This window comes from Paenibacillus polymyxa, assembly GCF_001719045.1.
Taxonomy (GTDB): domain Bacteria; phylum Bacillota; class Bacilli; order Paenibacillales; family Paenibacillaceae; genus Paenibacillus; species Paenibacillus polymyxa_B.
In genome coordinates this window covers 4,594,332-4,618,996 of record NZ_CP015423.1, presented here as the reverse complement: position 1 = coordinate 4,618,996, position 24,665 = coordinate 4,594,332, and the positions used below count along the sequence as shown (strand labels likewise).

General features: G+C 43.4%; 20 protein-coding genes and 2 pseudogenes. 8 read left to right on the top strand and 14 right to left on the bottom strand.

Going from position 1 to position 24,665, the window contains the following annotated elements:
• Positions 1-259: 259 nt before the first annotated feature.
• Both AOU00_RS20830 and AOU00_RS20820 read left to right on the top strand, forming a co-directional pair.
• The gene (locus AOU00_RS20830; RefSeq protein ID WP_061831886.1) at positions 260-2,536 is read left to right on the top strand and encodes a preprotein translocase subunit SecA; all 2,277 of its coding nucleotides are present in this window, start codon (positions 260-262) and stop codon (positions 2,534-2,536) included.
• A gap of 772 nt (positions 2,537-3,308) precedes the next feature.
• The gene (locus AOU00_RS20820; RefSeq protein WP_061831888.1) at positions 3,309-4,553 is read left to right on the top strand and encodes a hypothetical protein; all 1,245 of its coding nucleotides are present in this window, start codon (positions 3,309-3,311) and stop codon (positions 4,551-4,553) included.
• Positions 4,554-4,696: 143 nt separating this feature from the next.
• On the opposite strand, the pseudogene AOU00_RS20815 reads toward AOU00_RS20820, so the two are convergent.
• From AOU00_RS20815 to AOU00_RS20760, 12 genes and pseudogenes are all read right to left on the bottom strand, one after another.
• Positions 4,697-4,943, bottom strand: a pseudogene (locus tag AOU00_RS20815) (CPCC family cysteine-rich protein).
• Positions 4,944-5,120: 177 nt separating this feature from the next.
• On the bottom strand, positions 5,121-5,576 hold the full coding sequence (locus AOU00_RS20810) for a hypothetical protein (RefSeq protein ID WP_061831889.1): 456 nt from the start codon (positions 5,574-5,576) through the stop codon (positions 5,121-5,123).
• A 911-nt stretch (positions 5,577-6,487) separates the two neighbouring features.
• Positions 6,488-6,754: a hypothetical protein gene (locus AOU00_RS20805; protein WP_237166217.1), complete on the bottom strand. Its 267-nt coding sequence runs from the start codon at positions 6,752-6,754 to the stop codon at positions 6,488-6,490.
• A gap of 297 nt (positions 6,755-7,051) precedes the next feature.
• Positions 7,052-8,425 carry a transcriptional regulator gene (locus tag AOU00_RS20800; RefSeq protein ID WP_069291569.1) on the bottom strand — a complete coding sequence of 458 codons (1,374 nt, stop codon included), beginning with the start codon at positions 8,423-8,425 and terminating at the stop codon, positions 7,052-7,054.
• 430 nt (positions 8,426-8,855) lie between these two features.
• A complete protein-coding gene (locus AOU00_RS20795) occupies positions 8,856-10,187 on the bottom strand; it encodes a helix-turn-helix domain-containing protein (protein ID WP_069291568.1) in 1,332 nt (443 codons plus the stop codon).
• A gap of 222 nt (positions 10,188-10,409) precedes the next feature.
• On the bottom strand, positions 10,410-10,865 hold the full coding sequence (locus tag AOU00_RS20790) for a GNAT family N-acetyltransferase (RefSeq protein WP_069291567.1): 456 nt from the start codon (positions 10,863-10,865) through the stop codon (positions 10,410-10,412).
• Positions 10,866-10,956: 91 nt separating this feature from the next.
• Positions 10,957-11,634 (bottom strand): VOC family protein, encoded by a 678-nt coding sequence (locus AOU00_RS20785; RefSeq protein ID WP_069291566.1) that lies wholly within the window; start codon positions 11,632-11,634, stop codon positions 10,957-10,959.
• 99 nt (positions 11,635-11,733) lie between these two features.
• Positions 11,734-12,078 (bottom strand): hypothetical protein, encoded by a 345-nt coding sequence (locus tag AOU00_RS20780; protein ID WP_237166216.1) that lies wholly within the window; start codon positions 12,076-12,078, stop codon positions 11,734-11,736.
• Positions 12,079-12,294: 216 nt separating this feature from the next.
• Positions 12,295-13,470 (bottom strand): MFS transporter, encoded by a 1,176-nt coding sequence (locus AOU00_RS20775; protein WP_069291565.1) that lies wholly within the window; start codon positions 13,468-13,470, stop codon positions 12,295-12,297.
• A gap of 76 nt (positions 13,471-13,546) precedes the next feature.
• Positions 13,547-13,858, bottom strand: a complete 312-nt coding sequence (locus tag AOU00_RS20770; RefSeq protein WP_061831898.1) for an ArsR/SmtB family transcription factor — start codon at positions 13,856-13,858, stop codon at positions 13,547-13,549.
• A 129-nt stretch (positions 13,859-13,987) separates the two neighbouring features.
• Positions 13,988-16,036 carry an iron ABC transporter permease gene (locus AOU00_RS20765; RefSeq protein ID WP_069291564.1) on the bottom strand — a complete coding sequence of 683 codons (2,049 nt, stop codon included), beginning with the start codon at positions 16,034-16,036 and terminating at the stop codon, positions 13,988-13,990.
• Positions 16,033-17,028: an ABC transporter substrate-binding protein gene (locus AOU00_RS20760; protein WP_069291563.1), complete on the bottom strand. Its 996-nt coding sequence runs from the start codon at positions 17,026-17,028 to the stop codon at positions 16,033-16,035. Before AOU00_RS20760 ends, AOU00_RS20765 begins: the two co-directional genes overlap by 4 nt.
• A gap of 168 nt (positions 17,029-17,196) precedes the next feature.
• Between AOU00_RS20760 and infC the strand changes: the two genes are divergently transcribed.
• The 3 genes and pseudogenes from infC (at position 17,197) to AOU00_RS20745 (ending at position 19,135) form a co-directional block, all read left to right on the top strand.
• On the top strand, positions 17,197-17,709 hold the full coding sequence (infC, locus tag AOU00_RS20755) for a translation initiation factor IF-3 (protein ID WP_069291562.1): 513 nt from the start codon (positions 17,197-17,199) through the stop codon (positions 17,707-17,709).
• A 60-nt stretch (positions 17,710-17,769) separates the two neighbouring features.
• A pseudogene (locus AOU00_RS20750) lies at positions 17,770-18,219 on the top strand (kanamycin nucleotidyltransferase C-terminal domain-containing protein); the annotation flags it as partial.
• 367 nt (positions 18,220-18,586) lie between these two features.
• Positions 18,587-19,135, top strand: coding sequence for a hypothetical protein (locus AOU00_RS20745; protein WP_069291561.1), 549 nt, complete (start codon positions 18,587-18,589; stop codon positions 19,133-19,135).
• A 105-nt stretch (positions 19,136-19,240) separates the two neighbouring features.
• Here AOU00_RS20745 and AOU00_RS20740 read toward each other — a convergent pair whose 3' ends face one another.
• On the bottom strand, positions 19,241-19,624 hold the full coding sequence (locus tag AOU00_RS20740; protein ID WP_069291560.1) for a DUF423 domain-containing protein: 384 nt from the start codon (positions 19,622-19,624) through the stop codon (positions 19,241-19,243).
• A 219-nt stretch (positions 19,625-19,843) separates the two neighbouring features.
• Here AOU00_RS20740 and AOU00_RS20735 point away from each other — a divergent pair, with 219 nt between their 5' ends.
• From AOU00_RS20735 to AOU00_RS20725, 3 genes are all read left to right on the top strand, one after another.
• Entirely contained in the window at positions 19,844-20,317 is a 474-nt protein-coding gene (locus AOU00_RS20735; protein WP_069291559.1) for a hypothetical protein, read from the top strand.
• Between the two features lie 32 nt (positions 20,318-20,349).
• Positions 20,350-21,201, top strand: a complete 852-nt coding sequence (locus AOU00_RS20730) for a DegV family protein (protein ID WP_069291558.1) — start codon at positions 20,350-20,352, stop codon at positions 21,199-21,201.
• Positions 21,202-21,358: 157 nt separating this feature from the next.
• Positions 21,359-22,984, top strand: a complete 1,626-nt coding sequence (locus tag AOU00_RS20725; RefSeq protein ID WP_069291557.1) for an S-layer homology domain-containing protein — start codon at positions 21,359-21,361, stop codon at positions 22,982-22,984.
• A 69-nt stretch (positions 22,985-23,053) separates the two neighbouring features.
• Here AOU00_RS20725 and AOU00_RS20720 read toward each other — a convergent pair whose 3' ends face one another.
• Complete coding sequence (locus tag AOU00_RS20720) at positions 23,054-24,643, bottom strand: amidohydrolase (RefSeq protein ID WP_069291556.1); 1,590 nt, start codon at positions 24,641-24,643, stop codon at positions 23,054-23,056.
• Between the last annotated feature and the right edge of the window lie 22 nt (positions 24,644-24,665).

Sequence of the window (24,665 nt, the reverse complement as noted above, 5' to 3'; positions counted from 1 at the left end):
AATACGGAAACCGTAAAGAATCTTTTCACGATGCAGCTCTCCCTTTGTTAAAATCACAAAATTATCAATTTACTGAAAAGATATATCTTTCTGACCTCCAAGATGTAATTTTCCTGTGAGTCCATACATCGTTGCCTAATAATAAGAATAAAGCAAGGGAGTTGTTTTTTTATTCCAAACTTTGCTATTGTTATAGAGTTTGATTATACTTTAGCCACTATAGAATCGCGTATTTCTACCGAGGAGGGATCAAATTCCGATGGATTTAGCCGTCAAGTTGATGCAAAAATTCAAAGACCGCGATACCCAGAATAAGCTGAAAGGCTATCGGGACAAAGCGGAGCTCATTAGGAAACGGAATTTGGAAGCATGGGACGATCAGCGGCTGAAAGCGGAATCTCTCCGGCTGAAAAAGGATGCAAAATTGGGTACCCCTTTGGATGAGCTGCTTGTCGATGCTTATGCGTTAGTCTGCGAGGCAGCGAAGAGAAAGCTCGGATTACAGCCTTATGATGTCCAGATCATGGCTGCCATCGCTCTGCACGAGAGATTTGTGATCGAGCAGCATACCGGCGAAGGAAAAACGCTCTCTGCTGTTATGCCTGCTTATCTAAATGCGCTGACCGGCGAAGGCGTTCATGTGCTCACTTTTAACGATTATTTGGCAAATCGGGATGCGGAGTGGATGGGTCCGATCTATCGTTTCCTCGGGTTAACGGTAAAATCGGTTCAAGCGGGCTTGAGCTTGTCCGAGAAACGAGAAGCGTACGCCGCGGATATAACCTATGTTACGGCCAAAGAAGCGGGATTCGATTATTTGCGCGACACGATTACACTAAGCGAAGCCGATACCGTGCATCGTCCTTTCCAGTACGTTATCGTCGACGAAGCGGATTCACTGCTTCTCGACGAAGCTCGGGTGCCGCTAGTCATCGCTGGCGAGCCGGATTCTTCCGGCAACGACGTAATTCGTTTCGCAGATGTGACTAGGCAGCTTGAGCAAGATAAGTATTACGACTTCGACGAGTTCAAGCGGAACGTTTATTTGAATGAGGCGGGCGCTGCGAAAGCGGAGTCGCTGCTGGGATGCGGTAATTTGTACGAAAGCCATAATAGTCATTTGTTGTCGTCGTTAAATTGCGCGTTGTATGCGGAAACGTTATTGAAAAAAGACGTCGATTACATCGTCCGGAACGGTAAAATCGAGCTGATAGACGAATATACCGGCCGCGTGGCGGAGAACAGGCATTTGCCAGAAGGACTGCAAGCCGCGCTTGCAGCTAAAGAAGGGCTGTACTCGAAAGTCGGCGGGAAAATTCTCGGAACGATCACCCTTCAACACTTCATTAGCCTGTATCCAAAAATTTGCGGAATGACGGCTACCGCGTACGCTTCCGCAATGGAATTCAAAGAGATTTATGCACTGCAGGTCGTGCAAATTCCACCGAACCGGCCAAACATACGGATCGATCAACCGCATCGGATTTATACCCATAAGGAAGCCAAGCTTAAGGCGCTTGTCCAAGAAATCTTGTCCGTCCATGCGATGGGACGGCCGATTCTCATTGGTACGTCAAGTGTGGAGGAGTCTGACATGCTGGCAGAGGCGCTAGCAGTTGCCGGCGTACCCTGCCATGTTCTGAATGCGAAAAACGATGCAGAAGAAGCCGAGGTCATTGCAAGAGCGGGAGAAATCGGCGCCGTGACGGTGTCTACGAATATGGCGGGACGCGGCGTCGACATTCGGCTCGGCGGTGGCAACCCTACGCAAGCAGAAGTTGTCGCCAAGCTGGGAGGGTTATACGTGATTGGTACGCATGTAAACGAAAGCGTGCGGATCGACGACCAACTGCGCGGGCGTTCTGGGCGCCAAGGCGACCCTGGAGCTTCCGTATTTTTCGTAAGCTTGGAGGACGAGTTGTTACTTCGGTTCGGCATCCATAAAGCGATTCGCGCCCACAGGCAGGATGAGGCTCTCGAAGACCCAGCGCTACGCAGCAAAATCGCGCATATTCAACGTGTTATTATGGGCCAAAACTTCGATATCCAGCAGGAACTGAACTGTTATTCGGATATGGTGGAGGATCAGAGGCGAATTCTATACGAGGAGCGGCTCGCAATTTTAAAAGGCAAGAAGCCGATGAGTCCTTTGGAGCAGCGCGTACGGCTTTTTTATATCGACAAGTTCTGGGCCGACCATCTAGCATACGTTTCTTACCTTCGTGAAGGCATCCACTTGGAAAGCCTTGTCAGCGGCAATCCGATCGACGAATTTCATGCACAAATCACCCAAGCATACGAGCAAATTCCAGCTAAAGTAAATAGCGAGTCGGCGAATATGCTTGTAAGGCTCGGAGGTTCGAATGATCCGGCGAAGTGGGAAGAGTTCGGTCTGAAGAGTCCTACTTCCACTCGGACTTATATAATCAACGATCAATACATCCAGAATATGCGCAGCTCATGGACCGCAATGACTGTATTTGCTTTTGGGATTCGCAAGATTTTGAGGCCGATATTCAAACTATCAAAGTTTTGATGCAGCGTAGCTTTTTCGAGGATGATCGGGACGAATACGAGCGAACGCTCGATTCATCCTGCGCTGAAAAAGTTGAAGCGAAGCATTGACTCCGTGTTGACTTCGGACGATAAAAAATACATCGCAAGGGCGTGCAGGCGCATGGCGATGTAATCAAAGTTGAAGTACTTTGAATTAAATCTGTTTCCCTAGAATCTGATTAGGTATCTTGTCCGCTTGGATTTCTCAGTTTTATCAACGGTATAAACATACCAACTACTGCCGCCAAAGCTATGGCGGCTTTTTTGCATTCATTTTGAGGGGGGATTTATATGCCGATGGCAACAAGCGTAGCCGCTATAAAGCAGGCATTCTCATTGAATGTAACCGCCATCGGATGTTGGGCTGATAGTCAAGCCTGATTCTGAGATTGAGCCGTTATTCTTCTCTTTTTCTCAGCAATAAGTAAACCTAGCAGTATATATCCTCTGTACAATAATCCAATTAAAAGCACTCCACCAGCAATAGAAAGGAGAATAACTAAAATATTAAGTATAAATAGAAATAACTCCAAAAAGACACCTCCAAAGTAAATTAGCCTTATATTTATCCTATAGTAAGAGTCGTGTCGAAGTATCATGAAGCTTGTCATGAAACAAAATAAGAAAGCAGTTGAATGAAAGAACTAAGTTATTCAAAAAGGCTAGTGGTCAGAATAAAATAATATATCTGTGCAACTTCCTTTCGTTTTTCTGGTATATATGATAAAAAAATGAAATCAGGTGTTTATTGAATGAGACGAATTTTTGTTTCTCTACTTGTAGCTTCCTGCCTTCTTATTTCTGGCCTGCTTCCAACGGCTCTGAGTTATGAGGAGAATTCAAATTCCACTCTTCCCGTTGTAGCAGAGGATGCGGCTGTGTTCTATCTGGTTCCGCACCAACTGACTGCCAAATTAAACAAGTCTTCTTTATCGCTGGATTCCGTCTCCCTAAAGGCCGCTCCACTGCTGAGGAAAAATAATCATTTGTATTTCCCGTTCAAATGGCTGGAAACAGCTCACTTGGCAACCATCAAGCGAGATGCAAAGACAGGCAGCACGTGGGCGGAGTTTGACACTGAGAACTCGGTACCTTTTTCCTCATTTCGGTTGATCCCTAACCAATCAAAGATTTTCAGGTACTCAGACGGAACAATGACAGCGCTTGATGAGTCAATCCCTAAAACATTTATGAAAAACGGTCAATTGTATATTCCAGCGTCACTCCTGCCTAAGATGGGAATAAATTATACATGGAGTAATGGAGTCATGCACTGGATGTGGAACGATAAAGTAGTCAAAGCGCTTCATCCAACGTATACAACGGACAAGGAAAACATCACTTTTAGCGCATTAGTACAAAAAGAGTTCGGGCATGCTTATGTTTTGGTGAATACAGGACACGGTGGTATGACAAGCTCCATTGGAGGTGGCATAAGCACGTTTAAGGGAACAGAAAAAACAACTGAAAAGTCAATTATAGTGAATGGAAGAACATTTCAGCGGATTGAATATTCAGTAGGCCTTCGCCCTGGTCCAAATCCACTGGAAATTACGACAAATGATAAAGGATCTGCTAAGATAATGGTCCATCGTAAAGTATTAAACCCGTCCTCCGTTCCTATCAGATACAACCATCCCGAGAACGAGCAAGACATCCGCTTCACCAATCCGACACAGGGGTACCTCCGTGTACAGGCTGGAGATCCAATAGCAATTGCTGGAGTCGTGACAGCTACGTATCTGGAAAGCAATGAAGTTTCTTTTGGTGTGGCAGCATTTCAAAACGATGATTTTATTGAAGTTGATAAAAAGACCGTTGTCCCACTCAAACAGGATAAATCCTTTAACGGTTCTATCGTTATTCGAAAACCCGGTACTTATTTGGTCAATATTCTAAGTCCAGATGTATTCGTGGGAGGTAGTTCACCGTACGGCTCTGTCAAATGGGCTGAGATAGCAGTCGAAGTGTTGCCTAAAACCAAGAAAAACCCATAATTCTTCTCTTTCAGATCTAACACCAGCTAAATATGGACCAGTATATTAAAGGAGCAGCGGCGGACACAAGACTTGATAAATAAAGTCTTGTGTCCGCCGCTGTTGTCATTGAACTAACGTTTCCCGTTAGCGTAATGAGACTGTCACTTTTTTAAAAGTGGTTTCCAGTTCTCATTACGCTCATCGTTAATCGTTGGCTTACGATTAACACGTCCTTGTAAATAAGCTTTTTGATATTGCCTTAGCGATTCAATATTTGCTCCCCCTTCATAATCGGGATCGTGATATTGAAACATCATCCTCCCAAAAACAAATATCACAAATGTCATAGGTACCTGGTGGTTCATAATCCAGTGTCTTATAACCACAGCATGGACATGCATATTTCATATATAGTGACCTCCACATAAACAGTCAGCACTTTGATGTGTTCGCTATATGATTACCTAGCTTGCCCGCTAGCGTAATGAGCTAAAGTAACTTATTAAATGTATATCTAATCGTCGATCGGTACAAGTTCTTGTCCCTCGACAACTCGACTTTTGATAGGAACAAATTTCTGTCTCTTCAATATGGTGCGTTTGACTGTGTAAGAAGAACTTGTCCTTTTGGTAGACCTGTCCCACCGTAAATAGTCACTTTATAAGCGCCTGAAGGAACAAGTGGCATACTATCATTATTTACAAGTTCTACTGTTGCGTCTGCTGCAACCCTTGCATTAAAAATAACCGTATTCTTGCTATTGTGCTTTACTTCGACCCTAAAAGAGTGTGCTCCAGTATTTTTTGCATTAAGTTTAATATGTGGATATCCAACTGTCACAGAATAATCTTTTTCAGGGTCCACTTTATCACCCGCTAAATCCCAAGTTAGTGTATCTTCGAGTGCATCAGGACTGCTTTCAAAGATTTCATTTTCTTCTTTGGATTTTAAATCAACATTATTTTTCAAGGCACTTGAAACGCCAATAATAAGTAAAATAGATGCAGTGGTAACAATAATCTTCATAACTTTGTTTTTCATTCATGTAACATTCCTCTCAATGAACAAATTTCAACTAGCGTTTCCCGTTAGCTTAACAAGGATTTCTTTTAAATACTAGGCTTTTCCTATACTAATTTGAATGGCTTCATAGTACACAAATTCTCCTTGCCCATAAACATTATTGGAGGCTAGTAAATGAGTAAATTTGAAAAAAAATCTAATTAAGTATTTGTCTTACGGTTTTTGTGTAGGAATTTATTATTCCTTTATTAAAGGGCCAACAACAACGAGTTCTTCAATCAACGGTATGTTTGAATTTTATACAGTACCCACTTCTACTTTTATTTTCAGAACTTTATCCATCTCGTTTATACTAAGCCTCATTGCTGGAGCGGTGTATACAATCGTTTTTTTATGTATAAAAGGAAATAAGTAGATTTCCCAGAGTAATCTCAAAGCAAAAGGAGCCATCCAATCGCAATAGCTCCTTTTCTTTATTGACGGTTCAAAGCAAATATTGCGTCACAGCTAGCGCCGCTTTAAGCTTGCTCCCACAAAGGAGATAGTTATAAAGAAATATGGAATGCCAATCTTTATTGTAATTATATTTGCAAGCATTTGGATACTTAGTAGCTACACAACTAAAGTCGTACTCAAAAAGAAATACTCAGCTATCTTGTAAAAATTCAAGGTATTTTAATAAAAAAGAGCAGAGTAAAATCATTCAGTATAACCAACCCCCCGTTAAAGGAGTAGATGATGGGATTTATAATTATAAACATCATGAAAACAAATAATATGATCGTCTAGAAACTAAGATGGACTTTGAAGGATTATATCGGAAATATTGTTGTTTGCTGTGTTCAAAAATTCGTACCCTTTATTTGATTGACTAACTATGCAAAAAAGCCTACTCCCATTTTAATGTTTAGGAGCAAGCTTATAAAATATTAATCATACTCAATGAACACATTGCCGTTTCCATTGACGGCTTTCTGTAACAATATAATTATATCGTTCTTAAGATCAGGAAGTACAGGTAATATATTAGTCAAACTTTTCGCTTCTTCCTTAGTCAAATATCTAATATCAAATGAATCAAATAATTGTAGGGCATCTCCAATATTTTCCGCTTCCCATGAACTTTCCTTATACCAGCCTTCGTGGGCATAATATTCACTTAGTATATTACTTTGTGCAGATTCTAGTTGAACCAAACAATCCAATAATGTATCAAAGTATCCATTCCATATCTTCAATACATAGCTCTTCTGAATTTGTATAAATCACTCTTATTTCTGGTTCTCCTTCAAATCCAGCATAGTAGGTATCATTTATTTTATCTGTCTTCATACTCTTACTCCTTCTAATGGCTGTGGTTTTAACTTGAGAGCATTTTATTCTCAGACTGCCACGTGGTGACCCGTTGGTCCGTAATTCGAGCCATTCTCTCAATGCTCAATAGGAGGTGCCTCCACTGGCTACTAACATAAAACTGGAATGGTGGGATCAGCTTACTCTTCATCTTCGTTAACCGCTTTAATCAGATTTCCATAGACTTCCTTCGTGTGAGCAGATGCATGTTCTTTAAAATGTGTAAACAACCTCATACATCTAATTGCTTGTATTCTATTATTAGCTTCAGCCGACTTTTCCAAACAACTGAACAAAAATGTGAATCCATCTGAAAACTTCCCTTTACGCAAAAGATAGATTGCCAATTCCCTTGAGAAATGAGTGTATCGCTCCGTTGTGAATCGTTGAGAATACAATCCTTCAACTTTTTTCTGTTCCAGAAAGGAGATGATTTCTTCTTCAAATTGCTTTAAAATATCATCTACATCAAAATGATATCGGTTAGCTGCCTCGATCATAATATCAAGTGCGGGAAGAATCTCATCTTTTCTTGAAGAAATATAAGTTACATAATCAGAAAGAACGCTCTTATCGCCAGAAAGCAGCTTATTTAAGTACGTATTTACTACTGCCCAGTCTTCGTACTTTTTTTTCCATTTCAGAGCAGTTTCATCTGTAGCATTTACCCAGCTCAAATCGGAATAAGCATAAGTGTGCTGAAGTGCCTTCTCGTAGTCTTTCCTTCCTTCACAAGCTTCTGCCCGAAGCAAATGAGAAAATGCCCAATAAGCAAACAGAGGGAAGCTTGGTTTCTTCGAATTGTCTTTGTGTACATGATGCCGCTGTTGTTGCAGTTTGTATTGAATTTTTGCCTTGTCTCCCATTGCTTTAGCGAATAGTTCTACTTTATCCCATTTTCGTAACGAGCGGTATGTATTCGCCAAGTCTTTTAAGGCATCTAACTGATCTACCTCATCTAATCGATCAACGTAAGGCTCAAATTGAATGGCTGCATCATAGTTTTTCTCTTGATCGTCTCCAATACGAATCGTAAACAATCGATACTGGCAAACCGCCAATCGTTCTGAATACTGATACTTTTCCCCTTCTGACACGTTTTCATAAAGGAACGCCGCTGCTCTAGTATTACCCTTTTTAAAAGAATCCTCGGCTACTTCAAAAAGTGAAGGAAGATAAACAGGATTATCTAGCAACATACCTACAACTCTTCGCAAGCAATCAAGTCGCCCTAACTCCGCGCACCGGTACAAAAAAGGGCTGATTCTTCGCCAGTTAAGCGGTTCTTCTTCAATACATTCATCAATATAACGTTCATAAAAATAATCCGATGGTAAATTCATTCCCATAGTGATCCGATCTAGCTGGTGAACAGAAATAGGTCGGTTGCCCGTCACAATGCCACTAACCGTTCCTACATTCAAATCAATAATGTGACCAAACTCGGTCATGGTTAAGCTTTTTCTTATCAGATAGGTTTGAATTTCTGCTCTAATCGTAGGTGTGATCTCCATAGATAAACCACCCTTTCAACGTAGACTCGGCATATGATACATAATTAAACCATGTAATGAGAAACAGTTAGTAAGAATTACTTTAGCCCATCATTTTCTTTTGGAACAAAGTCATATACCCTTCAGTTGTTTACAACAGCACACATAACATTTTTGCACTTTTTACATATATTTCTCAAAAGAAGATTTCCTCATATTGCTTATATACAGCAAAACAGATAATAAAAAGGTTAGACGGATCATTCCGTCTAACCACTTAATAATAGTAATTTTTTAGGTCCTACTGTGCCTTATACTGGAGACTTTTTATTCTTAGATTCCTCCGTGGTGCCCTGTCGGTTCGTAATTAAACCCATCATCTTGATATTGGAAAGGAGGAACCATTATCGTCAATACTAGAAAACTAGTCACCCATAAGGTTAGAACAATTTTACGCTTCATCTTCATCTTCCTCCACCTCTTTAATCAACTTTCTATACACTGCCTTTGTTTCAGATGATGCATATTCTTGATAAGACTCATAGAGCCTTACACATTTGATTATATATGATTTATTATTAATAACTGTAGATTTTTCCAAACAACTCAACAAAAAACGAAAACCTTCTGAATAAATCCCTTTATTTAAATAGTATTTTGCTAATTCATTGGAGAAATGAGTAAAACGTTCTAAAATAATTTGTTGAGTATATACGCCTACTCGATTTTGTTCATTCAAAAAAGATTGAATTTCTACTTCAAACAATGCAAGTATATGATCTACATTTATATTGTATCGATTAGCCGCCTCGATTATGTTATCTATTGCGGGAAGTATTTCATCTTCCTTCGAAGAAAAATAAGCAACATAATCAGAGAGTACGCTTACATCGCCAGACATAAGCCTATTCACATAAGTATTGGCGTCGGCCCATTCTTTAAATTGATTTTTCCATTTTAAAGTTGTATCATCTTTTTCTTCTACCCAGCTTAAATCGGCATACTTTTGAATATGCTGAAGCGCTGTCTCATAATCTTTATTAGCATCACAAATTTCAGCACGAATTAAATGCGAAAATGCCCAATAAACAAATGGAGGATACAAAGGCTTCTTTGTTTGCTCACTCTTTGTATGCTGCTGGTCAATTTTATATTGTATTTCAGCTTTATTGCCCAAGGCCGTAGCAAAGTTATTTGCCTTATCCCACTTTCGCAATGAACGACAAGTATTTACTAAATCTCTTAACGCATCTAACTGGTCCGCTTCATCCAAACGTTCCACGTAAGCCTCAAATTGAACAACCGCATCATAGTTTTTCTCTTGATTATCTCCTTGCCTCGTTTGGAACAGTCGATATTGGCAAATTGCTAAACGTTCCGAATACTGTTTTTTCTCACTCATAGCTACATTCTCGTACAGAATAGTTGCCGCTTCATAACATTCTTCTTTAAACAGCTCTTCAGCAAGCTCAAATAAGGATTCTGAATAGCCCAACTTGTCCATCAATAGATTGACCACATCATGAATGCAGTCCAGTTTGTTTAATTTCGCACAGTTATGTATGAAAGGACTCATTCGACGCCAATTCGGATTAGCCTCTGCTAAATACTCAGACACATAGCGTTCATAGTAGTAACCAACGGGGTAGCCCATCGCTTGTGTAATTCGATCTAGCTGATCCACTGAAAGTGTGCGGTTCCCATTAATAATACTGCTCATGGTGCCCGGATTCATTTCGGCTGCTCTAGCTAAATCACTTAGGATTAAATCATTATCTCTCATATGTTTTGTTATCTCTGTGAGTATCGTGGTTGTTGTGTTGTACAAAGTAACCACCCCTTATCAGGAACTTAGTAGGATATCAACTTATTAAAAAAGGACTATTGCAATCCAATGATTGTATAGCCTTTCCGCAATTTATTGTACCATCTTTTGGCACAATATCATATACCTTTCAGAACCTTACTTAAGATACCTTTGATGGGCTTGCAAAGAATTTAAGCTCTATAAATCCTGAGACATACGAATCATATCTCTACACTGTATGCCATTCTCATAAATTTCTTCTAGATAGTTGTGTCTGACAAAGAAATCTAGATCTACACCAACAATTCTGAACCCACATTTTTGGTAGAGAGCTAACTGCCCAATGCTAGAGTTTCCTGTACCCATTTCCATCGTTTTATAACCTTGTGCCCTGGCTGTTTCAATTGCATGTGTTACTAATTGTCTGCCTATTCCTTTACCATGCATACCTTCTGACACTGCTATATTCACTAACTCAACTGTTTCAGGTCTTGTAGGTAAAAGAACATAGACTCCAACAATATGTTGGTCAATCTCTGCTACATAACACTCCCCTCTCTTTAAGTATTCCTCAACAAGTTGGTGCGATGGATCAGCTAGTAACAAAAGCTCTATTGGATATTTTTCATTTGAATGAAGTAGTCTAATATTCATATATTCTCTCCTGTATGTATTATGATCCCCGGATTTCCACTCCATCGTAAGCTTTATTCCAGAAATCCGGGGATGGTGGAGATGGGAAGCACTATCCGTCTGCTCTCAATTCATACAAACCATTATGCAGTGAAAGACTGGCAGAGTGTGGAGCTTCAAACAAGACACTGATGCTGAACACGGTCGGAAGCCTATCATCAGGAAACCAAGGCCGTTGCTTGTCTATGACTATAAATGATCCTTCTACATCCCCTAGCGGCGCGAATTTCTGTCCAGCCCCTCCCCATGAATTAAGTTGGAACGTTTCGGTAATTATTCTAGATACCTCTGGAACATCATCGACCGGAAGACCAATCTCGCTTATACGAAGTATAGAGTTGGGTCCGAAAGCTTCAGCGACTGCATTATCGAGTGTATGGTGGGCAATGAATTCAACGAGGTTATGATCTGGATCATAGAAGTAAAGTGCTGTTGCATTCCAGTTTTCGAAAAAAAACTCATCTTCTTCGGATCTTGAAATCAATGAAATCCCACGGTCGATTACCCACTGTTTTGCTTCTATGAATTTATTCGTTGGAATCGTAACCGCAATATGATAAAATCCATTCTCCATATGGGGGGATTCCTGGAAAGCAAGAACTGATTCTCCTACTTGAAACGACAACCGCAAAGAGCTTTCCTCCACAACCTGCAAATCCAAGAGAGAGCCGTAAAAAGCTTTCATCGCTTCGAAACTGTGGGTGCCTAAGAGCACTTCTTTTAATTTCAATGCATTAGTCCTCCCCATAAATAATATTGAAGCCCATTAGTCCGTCGTATCCAGATCAGCATTTTATCTCAGACTGTATGAGGTTCATTACATTGGTTATTAATTATCCTTTAAATCGGTTAGAAGTTTGGCGTTCACATCCAACGCCGCAAATTGAAGTAGTATATCCTGTTCATCCAGAGATTTACTTTTCGCCATTTCTTGATAGAGCTTGGGCTGGTCCCGAAATGCTCTTGCACTTCCAATCAAGTATGCCTTCTGGAGATATTCATGAGCTAATACAGGATTGCTCTGATGAAGAAGTGTTTCCGCCATCTGAATATAAGGTTCAGCATGTATAATCCGGTACCCTGTACCTTCCAAATCTAAAATCTCCTCATTTAAAAGCTCTACTGACCGCTGAGTATGCCCGTTATAATTGAGAATTTGAACGTATTGATGCAAGGTTACACCTGTACATAGAGATGCCTACCCCTTCATTGCGATTAGCGAAAACGCTTAATTAAGGATATCACTCCCCAGATGAGCAACGCCAAAATCCCGATAACGATTACGAATGTCATTAAGATCGAAGTCCATACGAAATTCAATCAACATCACCCCATGCATCATTTTATGGTCATCATCTTCTAGAGTACTCTTCTAATATCTCTCCATATTTTAACGCACGTTGACTTCCGTTGCATTCGAATTGAACAATTTTATTTTTAAAATCATAGATAAAAACGCTAGCAGTGCAAACATCAATCCGCTCCAGATGAGCTGGTGTATTCCCAAGTGAGAGATAAACCACCCGCCCATAGCAGCCCCTATCGTAATACCCAGATTAGAAAATGAGACAAACAGACTGTTACCAAACTCTGGAGCTTCTTTCGCTTCAGTGGTTAACCATGTTTGACTAATAATTAGCCCCCCGGAATGCACGGCCCCCCAAATGAGTACAACCACAATCATCGGTAGGAAAGAAGCTCCCAGAGCATAAGTGAATACGTAAATGACCATATATAGCAATGGGAACATGATGACGGTCTTTGTCAGATTTTTATGTAATAATCCTCCAAATAAAAAGTTCCCAAAAATCATGACGATTCCAAAGACCATCAACATCATACTGATCCATGACCCGTTCATAAGAGTTACTTCTCCAAGATATTCGGCAAAGTAGCTATACACCGAAAACATAGCTGCAAAGATAAAAATAACAGTCACAATGTTGAACCACAATTGAGGTTTACGTAATATACCAAGCTGTTTGCCATAAGACATCTTTTCCTGAACGGGCAGGGAAGGAAGCCATACGAGTATTCCCACAAATGCAATCATGCTTACGACAGCTCCAAACAAGAAAGCAGCTTCTAACGATATCTTTTCAGCAAGATAGGAAGTCAAAGGCACGCCAAACGCAAATCCTACTGTAATTCCAGCGAAAACCTTGGTGACGGCTTTACTACTCTTTTCAGGGGGGACAAGATGAGATGCAGTCACGAGAGCGACCGAAAAAAAGACAGGATGAAAAATAGCAGGAAGAACACGAAAAATGAGCATGACCTCAAAATGAGTGGTATAGGCATAGACAATATTAGAAATGACAAAACTGAATACAGCGCTTAATAGAATGACTTTACGATTCATGCCGGAAACGAGTAAGGTCAAGAACGGACCTGAAATGGCAACAACTAAAGAAAAAATACTAACGAGCCAACCAGCCTGGGCAGCTGATACATTGAATTTTTGGGTTACTTGAGGGAGAACGCCTATAATCCCCATTTCCGTTGTAATAATGCCGAATACGCCTAAAGCCAGAATGATAATAAGTAACGGGTTAACCTTTTTCATTTTAAGTATAAGCCTCCAATTTAATTATATATACAGATTTGTAGATATGTTATGTGAAAAAAAACCTCCTTTCAGTTTATAGTTCCTTTTGAACGTACTCGGCAAATTCCCGGATTGTTTTTTCATTCCGACGATAGTACGTCCACTTCCCAATACGCTCAGACTCTAACAAACCGGATTTTTGCATCGTTAATAAATAACTTGAAATCACAGACTGCGCAAGTCCCGATTTAGCCTGTATATCTCCCACACATACACCAATTTGAAAATTAAGCCCTTGCTTTAGATAAGCCTGTTCATCAAAAAACTCTTCTGGTTTTTTTAACCACAGCATAATTAGACGACGAGTTTCGTTTGACAATGCTTTATAAATCAATGACGGTTCCATATAAAACATTATATCTATTTTATTAGATTTGTAAATATAAAGTCCATTGATTACGTAGAAAATTAATAATAAAGGCTGCTTCCCCACGCAAAATCCGCTGGGAAGCAGCCTGTTCAAGTACATATTTAACTACACTGACTTACTCTTATTGGAGCGATACATCAAGTACAGGAAATACGGTGCACCGATCAGTGCGATCAGCAATCCGGAAGGAATTTCAGTCGGCGCAAGCACTGTCCGGCCAATCGTATCAGCCAGCACCAGCATTACTGCTCCCAAGAGGCTCGACAGAACAATGGAGCGGCGTACATGGTGCCCAATCAACGTACGCACGATATGCGGAGCAATCAGCCCGATGAAGCCAATTGTACCTACACAGGCTACCGCTCCACCCGCCAGCAGCACACCCACTGCCATGGCCAGCAGCCGGGTGCGGCGCACCGGAAGTCCCAGTCCCATAGCGCTGCTATCGTCAAACACCAAAAGATCAAAGCGGCGAGCTAGCCACCAGGCTATTGGCAACAACACGAGCAGAAAGGCCAGAATCGTCGCCACCTGTCCCCAGTTTCGAGCGTAGGTACTACCCGTCAGCCAAATATAGCCTGTGCTGCCCCAAAGCGAGCCTTGGATAATCAGTACCTGAATGCCGGCTGCTCCGATCGCTGATACAGCAATCCCAAGTAGGATGACCACAGACGGGTTTAGGTGCTTGTTCCATGATAAAAAGAAGATCACTGCCGCCGACACCGTCGCTCCGGCAATCGCCGCGATGGGCAGCATATAAACAGGTAGCCCAGGCCAAACGATAATCACTGCAAGCGCACCAAAGCCAGCCCCTGAAGAAACACCAATGATCGAGGCATCCGCTAAAGGATTACGAACGGCTAATTGGATCAAGACACCACTGACAGCAAGAGCGATACCAGCCCCGGCTGCCACCAGCGTGCGCGGAATTCTAAACTGCAGCAAGGCCGAATTTGCGTTCTCACCGCCGAACAGGCCGGACAATAGATCGCCGACAGGAATTCGCATCCCTCCAAACATCAGGCTGAATACAGTCAACAGCACGGCACCGCATCCAAACAACGTGACCAGCCTGCCATACGGTAATTTCCGAGAGCGCACACCTATGTTCATGGAAGATTGTCCACTAATACCAGAAGGCAGCTTCAATTTCCACAGAATCAGCCAAATTAACCAAGGAGCACCGATCAAGGCCATCACTGCTCCGGTCGGCAGATCCATGCTTGATTGGTGGACCATTTTCGCCAGCACGTCAGCACCCGTCAACAGCAATGCCCCCCAGAGGAAGGAACCGGGCAGCACCCAACGATGCATTTTTAGACCGCTTAAGCGCACCAAATGCGGAGCTACCAAACCCACAAAACCAATGGGTCCAATGACGCTGACTGTAATGGTCGATAGCAGGACAGCTAATACAATTCCCACCGCCCGGGTCAAGCTAACCTTTTGTCCGAGCGACGTGGATGTGGACTCATCCAGATCTAGGACATCAAACTGCCTTGACAGCAGAACGGCAATGACCGAGAGCCCTACGACCCAGGGCCAGGCGTAAGTTGTCCCGCTCCAGTCGTTTTGCACAAGCGAGCCAGAACCCCAGAGAAACAGTCCCTGGGTTTCAAATGAATAAAAGATATGCAAAGCTCCGGTAAACGAACCGAGAACCATGGATACAATCAAGCCGGCAAGCGCCAACCGAATTGGACTTCCAGCTCGTCCCCCACCCATGAAGTAAGCCAGTACCGCTGCTAGCAGGCCGCCGACAGCAGCAAATAAAAACGGCGCCTGGTGCAGCAATCCGGGAAACATCACCGCGCCAAGGACGACCACAAAGTAGGCACCAGCGTTAATTCCTAGTGTATCAGAAGCCGCCAGCGGATTTTTGGTGATGGCCTGGAGCAGAGCACCGGCGATGGCCAGCGCACCACCTGCTAGGATTCCGATGACCGTACGCGGCATTCGGAGATCCCACACCATGTTATGATCAAGCGTATTCTGACGCTGGGTCAACGCCTCAATTACTGTATGCAGCGGGATTGAAGCCTCTCCATAACACAAGCTTACAAAAAAAAGCACGATGAGGACGATCAATCCGCCCCCAAAGATGCTTCCTACACGCCAAGTCTTCGATAAACCCGTTGTGTCTGTTCGGGTCATTTCGTCAGAGCTCCAACTACTTGATCAACCAGTACTTTGGATGAGATAGGACCACCGAATGTCCATGTTGTACCGTCCAGCGGATAGGTACGTTTTTCTTTGACAAAGTTCAGTCCGTTCCATACCGAGTTGTTCTTCATCGCGGCTCCAAATACATCGTCCGTCTTTTGTGTAATATAGATAAAATTGCTGTCCTGTACAGCTGGAAGAGCTTCAATGCCAACGGTGCTAAACCCGTATTTCTCGGTCTGGTCCGACTTCCAGTCGTTCACCATGCCGATTTTCGCAAGCGTTCCCACTACAACCGAATTTTCTTTGAACATTCGCAGACTGGCAGCATTTTGAGCTGTAAAGGCCTGTGTCAGCGCATAGTGAAAGTCTGCTTTGCCTGCCTTCTCCAATGTAGCCTTTGCATCTATATAGTGCTGGTCAAGTTCGCTTAGGACCTTATCAGCCTGTTCCGTTTTTCCGGTAGCTACAGCCACTTGCTTAAAGATTTCAACCATACGGTCGTAATCATAGCCGTTCCCCTTGTAAGGATCGAATTCTATCGTTGGTGCAATTCCTTTAAGCTGCGCATAGATCGCTGCATTGTTATCGGCGTTAGAGATAATAAGATCCGGCTTGAGCGCCGCAATCGCTTCTAGATTCGGTTCGCCCCGTGTGCCGATATCAGTTACGGTATCAGCCAGCTTCGCCTCCGGTGTTACCCACAGCTTGTAGTTTTCATTGTCTGCATTGCCGACCGGCTGTACGCCAAGTGCAATGAGGTCCTCGGTAAACGTCCATTCGAGTACCACGACACGTTCCGCTGGCTTGTCCAGTTTGACTTCCCCGTGGTCGTCCTTAACCGTAACCGGACCAGCCGTTGTGGATGTCTGCTCAGACCCTGCAGTACCTTCCGTCTTCGAGCTATCCCCAGCTGCACCGCAGCCCGCCAATACAATAGTAAAAACTACAAATAATAATAGGCTATTCAACATCTTTTTCATTTCTCTCAATCACCCCTGTATGTATATTGCATTGGAAAATGATAATCATTATCAGTAAAAGATTATAGGGGTTAGTGACTTTTGTCAATACGGATAAATCTAAAATTGAATCACAAACAGGTTCCGTATATGATAGCTTTATCATTGTTTAAGGGAGGCTACATTTACGTGGCAGTATTAATCAACGAGCAAATTAAAGCTGACGAAGTGGTACTCACTGGACTCGCGGGAGAGAAGCTCGGCGTTGTCTCCAAGTCAGAAGCCTTGGCTATGGCCCGATCCCAAGGGGTGGACCTGGTATGTACCTCACTCATGAGCAGCCCACCGCCCTGTAGCTTGGTCGCAAAGGGCAAAGGAAAAGCGCTGGCGCAAAAAGAAACCGCAGCAAGCAAAAATGTCGGCCGAGCCGCAAGAAACAGCGGCAAAGAAAAGGTCAAGGAGCTTCGCTTCACTGCTCATATTGAGGAGCATGATTACGACACGAAGCTGCGTCAGGCAGACAAACATCTGCGTTCCGGCAAACCGGTGCAGTTGGTCGTTAAAGCGTCTGGAGCAAAAGAAGCCCCCGTCGCCAAAGCGGTACTAGAGCGGCTACTAGTCGATCTGAAGGAAGCCGGAGTGAAGGAAACTGGAATCCAGACAGGCGGCAAGGGCTCGCAAGTGAAATTAAACCCGCGCTGAATGGCGAATCCGTAAATTGGAAAAGTCACTTTGACCCTAGGAAACAGAGGGAGGTCACTAATGGACATGAATGGACCTGTCAACATTTCTCGAAGTGAGAGACTTCAGACTTGCCACGAAATAGCTGCGAGGTTACATGAAGTATACAGAGACAAAATTCTGGCTATAGGGATCTATGGATCTGTTGCCAAAGGTACTGACGGCCCTTTTTCGGATATTGAAATGTTTTGCGTACTGAGTGAACCAAACGGCCCCGTAGAATTTAGCCATGAATGGTCGGCAGGGCCCTGGAAAGCTGAGGTGAACGTCTGTAGTTCAGACATTCTTCTTAAAATTGCCTCTACTGTTGAGGGCGATTGGCCGTTGACACATGGACCCTTCTTTTCCCCACTTCGTCTGTATGATCCTAAAAACTTTTTTTCTACATTAAAGGAAGCGGCCGAATCCCCAACAAAGGAAGATTTCAGGCATGCCATCAACGAAGTGCTTGTAGGTGAAATGTATGAGTTTAATCGAAAATAAAATTGCTTTAATTGCGCTTACTATAATATATCATGTTTTTGATATGCCAATCCCCCTCTCAATAAGGGGGATTTTACTTTTCTTCTGGATGTATGATACTGCTTCGTTATATTTTTCCACTGTAATATATTTGAAATTTAAACTACTTGATTTCACCCCCTACCTCCTTTATTCTCTGTATATGTAACTCTGGCTTTGCTTATCTGAGAAAATATTACGCATAGGGCTTTATATAGATTTTATTTTTGTTAATATCCAACAACAGGGCCTTAGGCACTATGATAGATTACGTTTTAATGATATATTGATAGGTACTATAAAAGACTAATTACCCATGGCTTGGGCTGGAGGATGTATGCAAAAGGAATCAAATCAAGACGAAACCAGTTATTTATTTAATGTAGATGTATTAGTTAAAGGTCGTTCGAACGTAGAGGCCCTTCAGTTCCTGCTTAATCTCTTGAGCCAAAATGAACAAATTGCGGATAGCCGGATTCAATCCGGTATCGAACTTGGCAATTTAATTGAAGCTGCACTGTACCTAAAAAAACAGTCGGCCGTGAATAACCCATCTAATGCAGCCGCTACGCTCGCGGAAAAATTCTCTAAAAAGAAATCAGCCGCAATTACGAACAAGCCACCAGTCGTTCAAGAGATCAAACAATCCCACGTACAGCCAAAGCCTGCAATTCAACAAGACCTTAGTACGTATGAATGGATCAAACGCTATATTCAAGATAACACGCTTGTACGGTTAATCGTGAACCGCTATGGCGGACAGCGCAGCATTCCTTGCCGCATCCTCAATCTGGATCATGATAATAGCCTGCTGAGTGTGTATCATGTAGATGAGAAGCAAGTGTACTCCTTTAAAATGAATGAGATCGATGAAATCACATCGTAAATGTAATATTTCATAAAAAAACGAAGCATGAAAAAAGAGAACGGGCAGGAAAAACATGACGTTTTTCTTGTCCATTCTCTTTTTTTGCATTATCCGAAAAGAACTCTAATCCTCTTTCTTCAGACCCATGGCAGCCCATGCCAGCAATATCCATCCTGCAATAAAACACACGCCTCCTAGAGGGGTAATAGCCCCCAGCACACGGATTCCGGTCAAACTTAGCACATACAAGCTACCAGAAAACAAAATGATACCTGTCAATAACAGACGCGCTGCCCATCTTAAACGGTTGGAAGGACCCCACTGTCCGGCAGCCAACGCAATGATCAGCAAACCGACAGCGTGAATCATATGATATTTCACACCTGTTTCATACACGGCCAAAGCATCCGCGTTGATCCGGGCTTTCACAATATGTGCCCCGAACGCTCCAATGGCTACCGCCAACATCATCATTATAGATCCCACAAATATCCATTTTCGTTGCATGTTTGTGTACTCCTTTTCATCTCATCCTTTTAGCCGAATGTTCTTCTTATTTTATCGAAACCGTATGAAGTTTACCAGCCAGCGTGTGTGAACAGACCGCATACAGAATTGGATGATTAGACCCTGTCTTTTGAAGGGTAATGTGTAGGATGGCTTGCTTTTTTGTTTATTTTGTGGAAAATTAGTACCTGTTCGGACTATGTTCAAGGAGTGGAAAAAATGAGTTACCAAGATCCTAATTTGCAAAAACCTGCTGCGTCTGAGGAGCACCCTGTTTTTTCAGAAGCTCCTGTGTTTCAGCCTCCGGTCAAGCTCAAACATTCCGGTCCCGGAATTGCTTCTTTTATTATGTCGCTTGTCAGCCTGATCGGATATATTATTCTGGCTATTATGGTCATTAATCTGCTGGCTCATTTCAGCCAATACCAAACGTTGAACCCGGAAGTCGCTCTGCAGCAAACCGGAACGGTATTGCTTCCTTTTATTTTTTTAGGCAGCCTGTTGCTGAATTGTAGCGGACTTGTGGTCGGTATCATTGGAATTGCGTTAAAAAACCGTAAGAAAACCTTTGCTATTACAGGCTTAATCATTAATGCACTTATTATTGTGGGCTTTATTGCTCTTCTGGCCATCGGTCTTTCCGTTCCGAATAGCACAGCGGATATCTATCCTTCCTCCGTGCAATCTTTATAATTTTTCTGCATCACACAGAGAGGATTCAATGTATGAACAAAATTAAAATTTTTGCCGACAGTACCAGTGATGTTCCTGCTCACTGGCGTCAACAGTACGAGATTAGCATTGTGCCATTGTATACAGTATTTGGTGATGAGGCATTGCAGGATGGGGTGAACATTCACCCGGAACAATTGTTTCAACGTGTAAGCCGCGAGGGACATTTACCGCGTACCGCCGCACCTTCTCCATCGGATTTTATTCAGGCCTTTGCGCCCTACATAGAACAAGGGGACGACATTTTATATATCAGTCTGTCTTCCGAGCTATCATCGACGTACCAGAATGCGCTACTCGCTGCCTCTGAATTTCCGGAAGGCCGCGTTACGGTTTTTGATTCCTTGAATTTATCGTGCGGCTTTGGCCTGCTTGTGATGAAAGCTGCTCGTGCGGCAACCAACGGCAATACGATAGAGCAGATTGTAGACATGTTGACGAAAACCAGGCCGCTCATAGACACGGAATTTGTCATTGATACACTTGAATACCTGTATAAAGGCGGAAGATGTTCAGGCATGCAAAACCTGATCGGAAGTCTGCTCAAAATTCGTCCGGTGATCAAAGTGATTGACGGAAAAATGACGCCTGCCTACAAAGTCCGCGGCAAACGTGAAAAAGCTTTGGATCAGATGCTGCAAAATGCACTGAATCAACGAGATCAGATGGATAATGATATCATTATTGTCGTGCACGCTTTGGCCGAGGAAGACGCGCTAATGCTGCAAGCTCGCTTGAAAGAAGAAACGAACGCACAAGAGGTACTGCTAACTACAGCAGGCTGTGTCATTTCCAGTCATTGTGGTCCACAGACCATCGGTATTATGTATGCCAAAAAAGCATAGTTTATCCAATATCAAACCCGTTTCCGCATAGGTGGCGGGTTTTTTGGTGTTTTTCCAACAATTTAGCAATGAATAACTTTCCTCTTTTTGATAGTATTATTCGTCGAGTAACGATATATGAGTCTACAATCTATCATAAAAAAGAAGGTTATTTGGTATGAGTTCCAAACGATCACGTTGGTTAACCAGGCTCACCCTTTCAGCAACTGCAGCCATCACAATATTCACAACATTCACTTCATACTTAGCTGCTCCAGCAGCAGCATCCGGCGCTACGTTCCAAGATATTGCACACAGCTATGCCTATCAGTCTATTATTTCCCTGCATGCTAAAGGAATTTTGAACGGTACACAACCTGGTTACTTCTCTCCTAAAAAGGCTGTTACCAGAGCCGAATGGGTTACCGCACTGGACCGTACACTCGGTCTGGAGCCTGTACAAGCGGCCGTTTCCTCCTACCGAGATGTTGCCAAAAAGACGTGGTACTATGGATGGATTGAATCGGCTTCTCAACTCAATATCGTTCAGGGGGGAACGTCTGCGACATTCCAACCTAATAGTCCCATAACCCGTCAAGAAGCGGCCTTGATGATCGCACGTCTCATCCGCTCTTCGGGCGGATCAGGATATGCTACTTCCTCCTTCACAGATACTGGCGAAATTGCAGATTGGGCCCTTGATGCGGTAACCACCGTAAATCGTTACGGCTTTATGAAAGGTGAAAGTAACTATTTCCGTCCTGCATCCTCTCTGACCCGTGAAGAAACAGCAGTCTTGCTGGAACGACTGCTAACGTATTCAACAAAGCATGCTAACCAAACTGCTTCCACCGCTTCTTCCATCCGAATAGGCTGGCAATATGATCAAACCGTTCAGCAGTTTGAAAATACGGTGCTCCAATCCAACATCAACACCCTATCACCACGTTGGTTTTTTCTAAATGAAACAGGTATTATCAGCGATTATACCAATTCGTCGCTGCTTGCCTGGTCCAAACAGCATCATAAAAATATCTGGGCGATGGTAGGCAACCGTTCCAACCTGGCACTGACGCACCAAATTCTGTCCAGTGAGGTTCTACGAAATACAACTATAACTCAGCTTGCTAATGCCGTATCTGTATACGGTTTGAACGGGCTTGTCATTGATTTTGAAAATGTAGATGGTCAGGATCGTGCCAATTTAACATTGTTCGTCCAACAATTAAAAGCTAAGTTGAAGAGTCAGAATACGGTACTGGCGATTTGTGTATCTCCTGATTATGGAACGGACTGGACTGCCGCCTTTGATTATAAACAGCTTGGCGCTGCGGCAGACTATCTGATCCTGATGGGATATGACGAGCATTGGGGAGGTAGCTCGATCCCCGGCTCTGTGTCCTCACTGCCATGGCTCCGTGAAAGCGTGCGGCGTTTTGTACAAACCACCCATCCGGAGAAAGCGATCTTGGCGTTGCCATTATTTACACGGAACTGGACGCTTAACGCTAGCGGAAAGTCAATCGCTTCCTCTGATATTTCACTAGATCAGCAAAACCAGCTAGTATCCCGTTCCGCCTCCAAACCAATCTGGAATGAGGATATTCAGCAGTATACCGTGTCTTACAAAGACACGCAGCTTCATAAGCTGTGGCTCGAGGAAGGACGATCCTTCACTCGTAAGTATCGCTTGGGACAGGATGCTGGGTTTGCTGGCTTCGCCTACTGGTATCCGGGCGGAGCAAGCTCTGATCTGTGGTCCAGTGTAAAAAACGCAGACCGATTTATACAGCGTGGTTTATAAAATATAAAGCCTTCAACCTCACATGAAAAGTGAAGTTGAAGGCTTTTGGCATATATACTTATCACAAGCCTATGACCGATATGCAACTTTCCCGTTTACAATTGTCATTCGTACCTTAACATCAAGTAAAGCTTGCGGACTTTCCGATACATCACGGTCAATGACTGTAAAGTCAGCGGCTTTCCCTTCAGCTATCGTCCCTCTTTCATCAGCCTCACCGGCTGCTACCGCGCTTCCCGTGGTAAACAAACGAATGGCTTCATGTACATCCAGCTTTTCAGCGGGAAGATAGCCCTCATGCATTTCTTCCGGCTTGGCACGAGTCACGGCCGCATGAATACCAAGAAAAGGGTTTAACGGCTCAATCGGCGCGTCACTACCTCCAGCACATGGAATGCCTGCTTCCAGTAGCTTTTTCCAGGCATATAAATATTCAGTCCGTTCTTTCCCCACCCGATCCAGTACCCAAGGGAAGTCACTTGCGACAAAACGGGGCTGGATGTCCGCGATCAGCGGCAGCTTCGCCATTCTCTTGACCAAATCACCCCTAAGCACCTGTCCATGGATCAGGCGGTCTGGCAAACCGCTTTCCCCCGTGAGCGCATGAGCCTCCATCGCTGTCAAAATCATGTGCGCCGCCCCATCCCCTATGGCATGCACAGCCACCGGATAGCCTGTTGCTCTGACCGCAGCCACCATCTGATTCAGCTCTGGCTGCGGTTGGATCGCCATTCCACAGGTATGTGGAGCATCACTATAAGGTTCGGATAATAATGCCGTTCTTCCACCAATAGCGCCATCGGCAAACATTTTAATCGCACCGATTTTAAACCATTCATTTCCGGTACCTGCACGCAGCCCTTGCACTTTCGCTTCTTCCAAAAATGGATGATAGATAAGCTGGTGTGTGCGAAAAGGAAGACCTTCTTCCCTCAGCTCCCTGTAAATTTGCTGCATCGTCTCCACGCTGCCCAAAAAACGTAAATCCTCTGTGTGCGCAGCAGTCAAACCAAGCCTTAGCGCATCCATGCAAGCCCGCCGAATCGTATCCTTCTTAACCGAATAATCCGGCTCTGGCTGCACGCTAGTAAAGGCAAAGGATGCTTCCTCATAAATCAATCCGTTCAACCGTCCATCTGCATCTCGCCCATAGGCTCCCGAAGCCGGGTCAGGGGTGTCCTCGTTAATACCCGCACGTCGAAATGCCTCTGAATTGGCCAAGAACGTATGAAAGCACGTACGAGTGAGATATACCGGATGCTGATCTGTAATGGCATCCAGCTCGGCTATATCCGGTATTTCAACAGGAATAAACGCATTTTCATTCCAGTTGAGTCCTAAAATCCATTCTCCTGGCGGTGTTACAGCGACCCGTTTGCGCAGCATAGCCAGCATCTCTTCCTTGGAGGTAGCTGATGTTAAATCCAGCATAGCCAGCTTCATACCATGCATAGACAAATGCATATGTGAATCGGTTAAGCCTGGCAGTACATAGGCGTCTTCCCAATCCACAGTTTCATATTCCTTACCGGACAACTGTAATTCAAGCTCCCGAGCATACCCGATGGCCTGTATCCGTCCATGCTGTACAACGATAGAGTCTCCTTTGGAAGCCCACTCCCCATACAACCGGCCGTGCTTGAACAAAACGAATGTCAACGCCACTCATCTCCTTTATTCA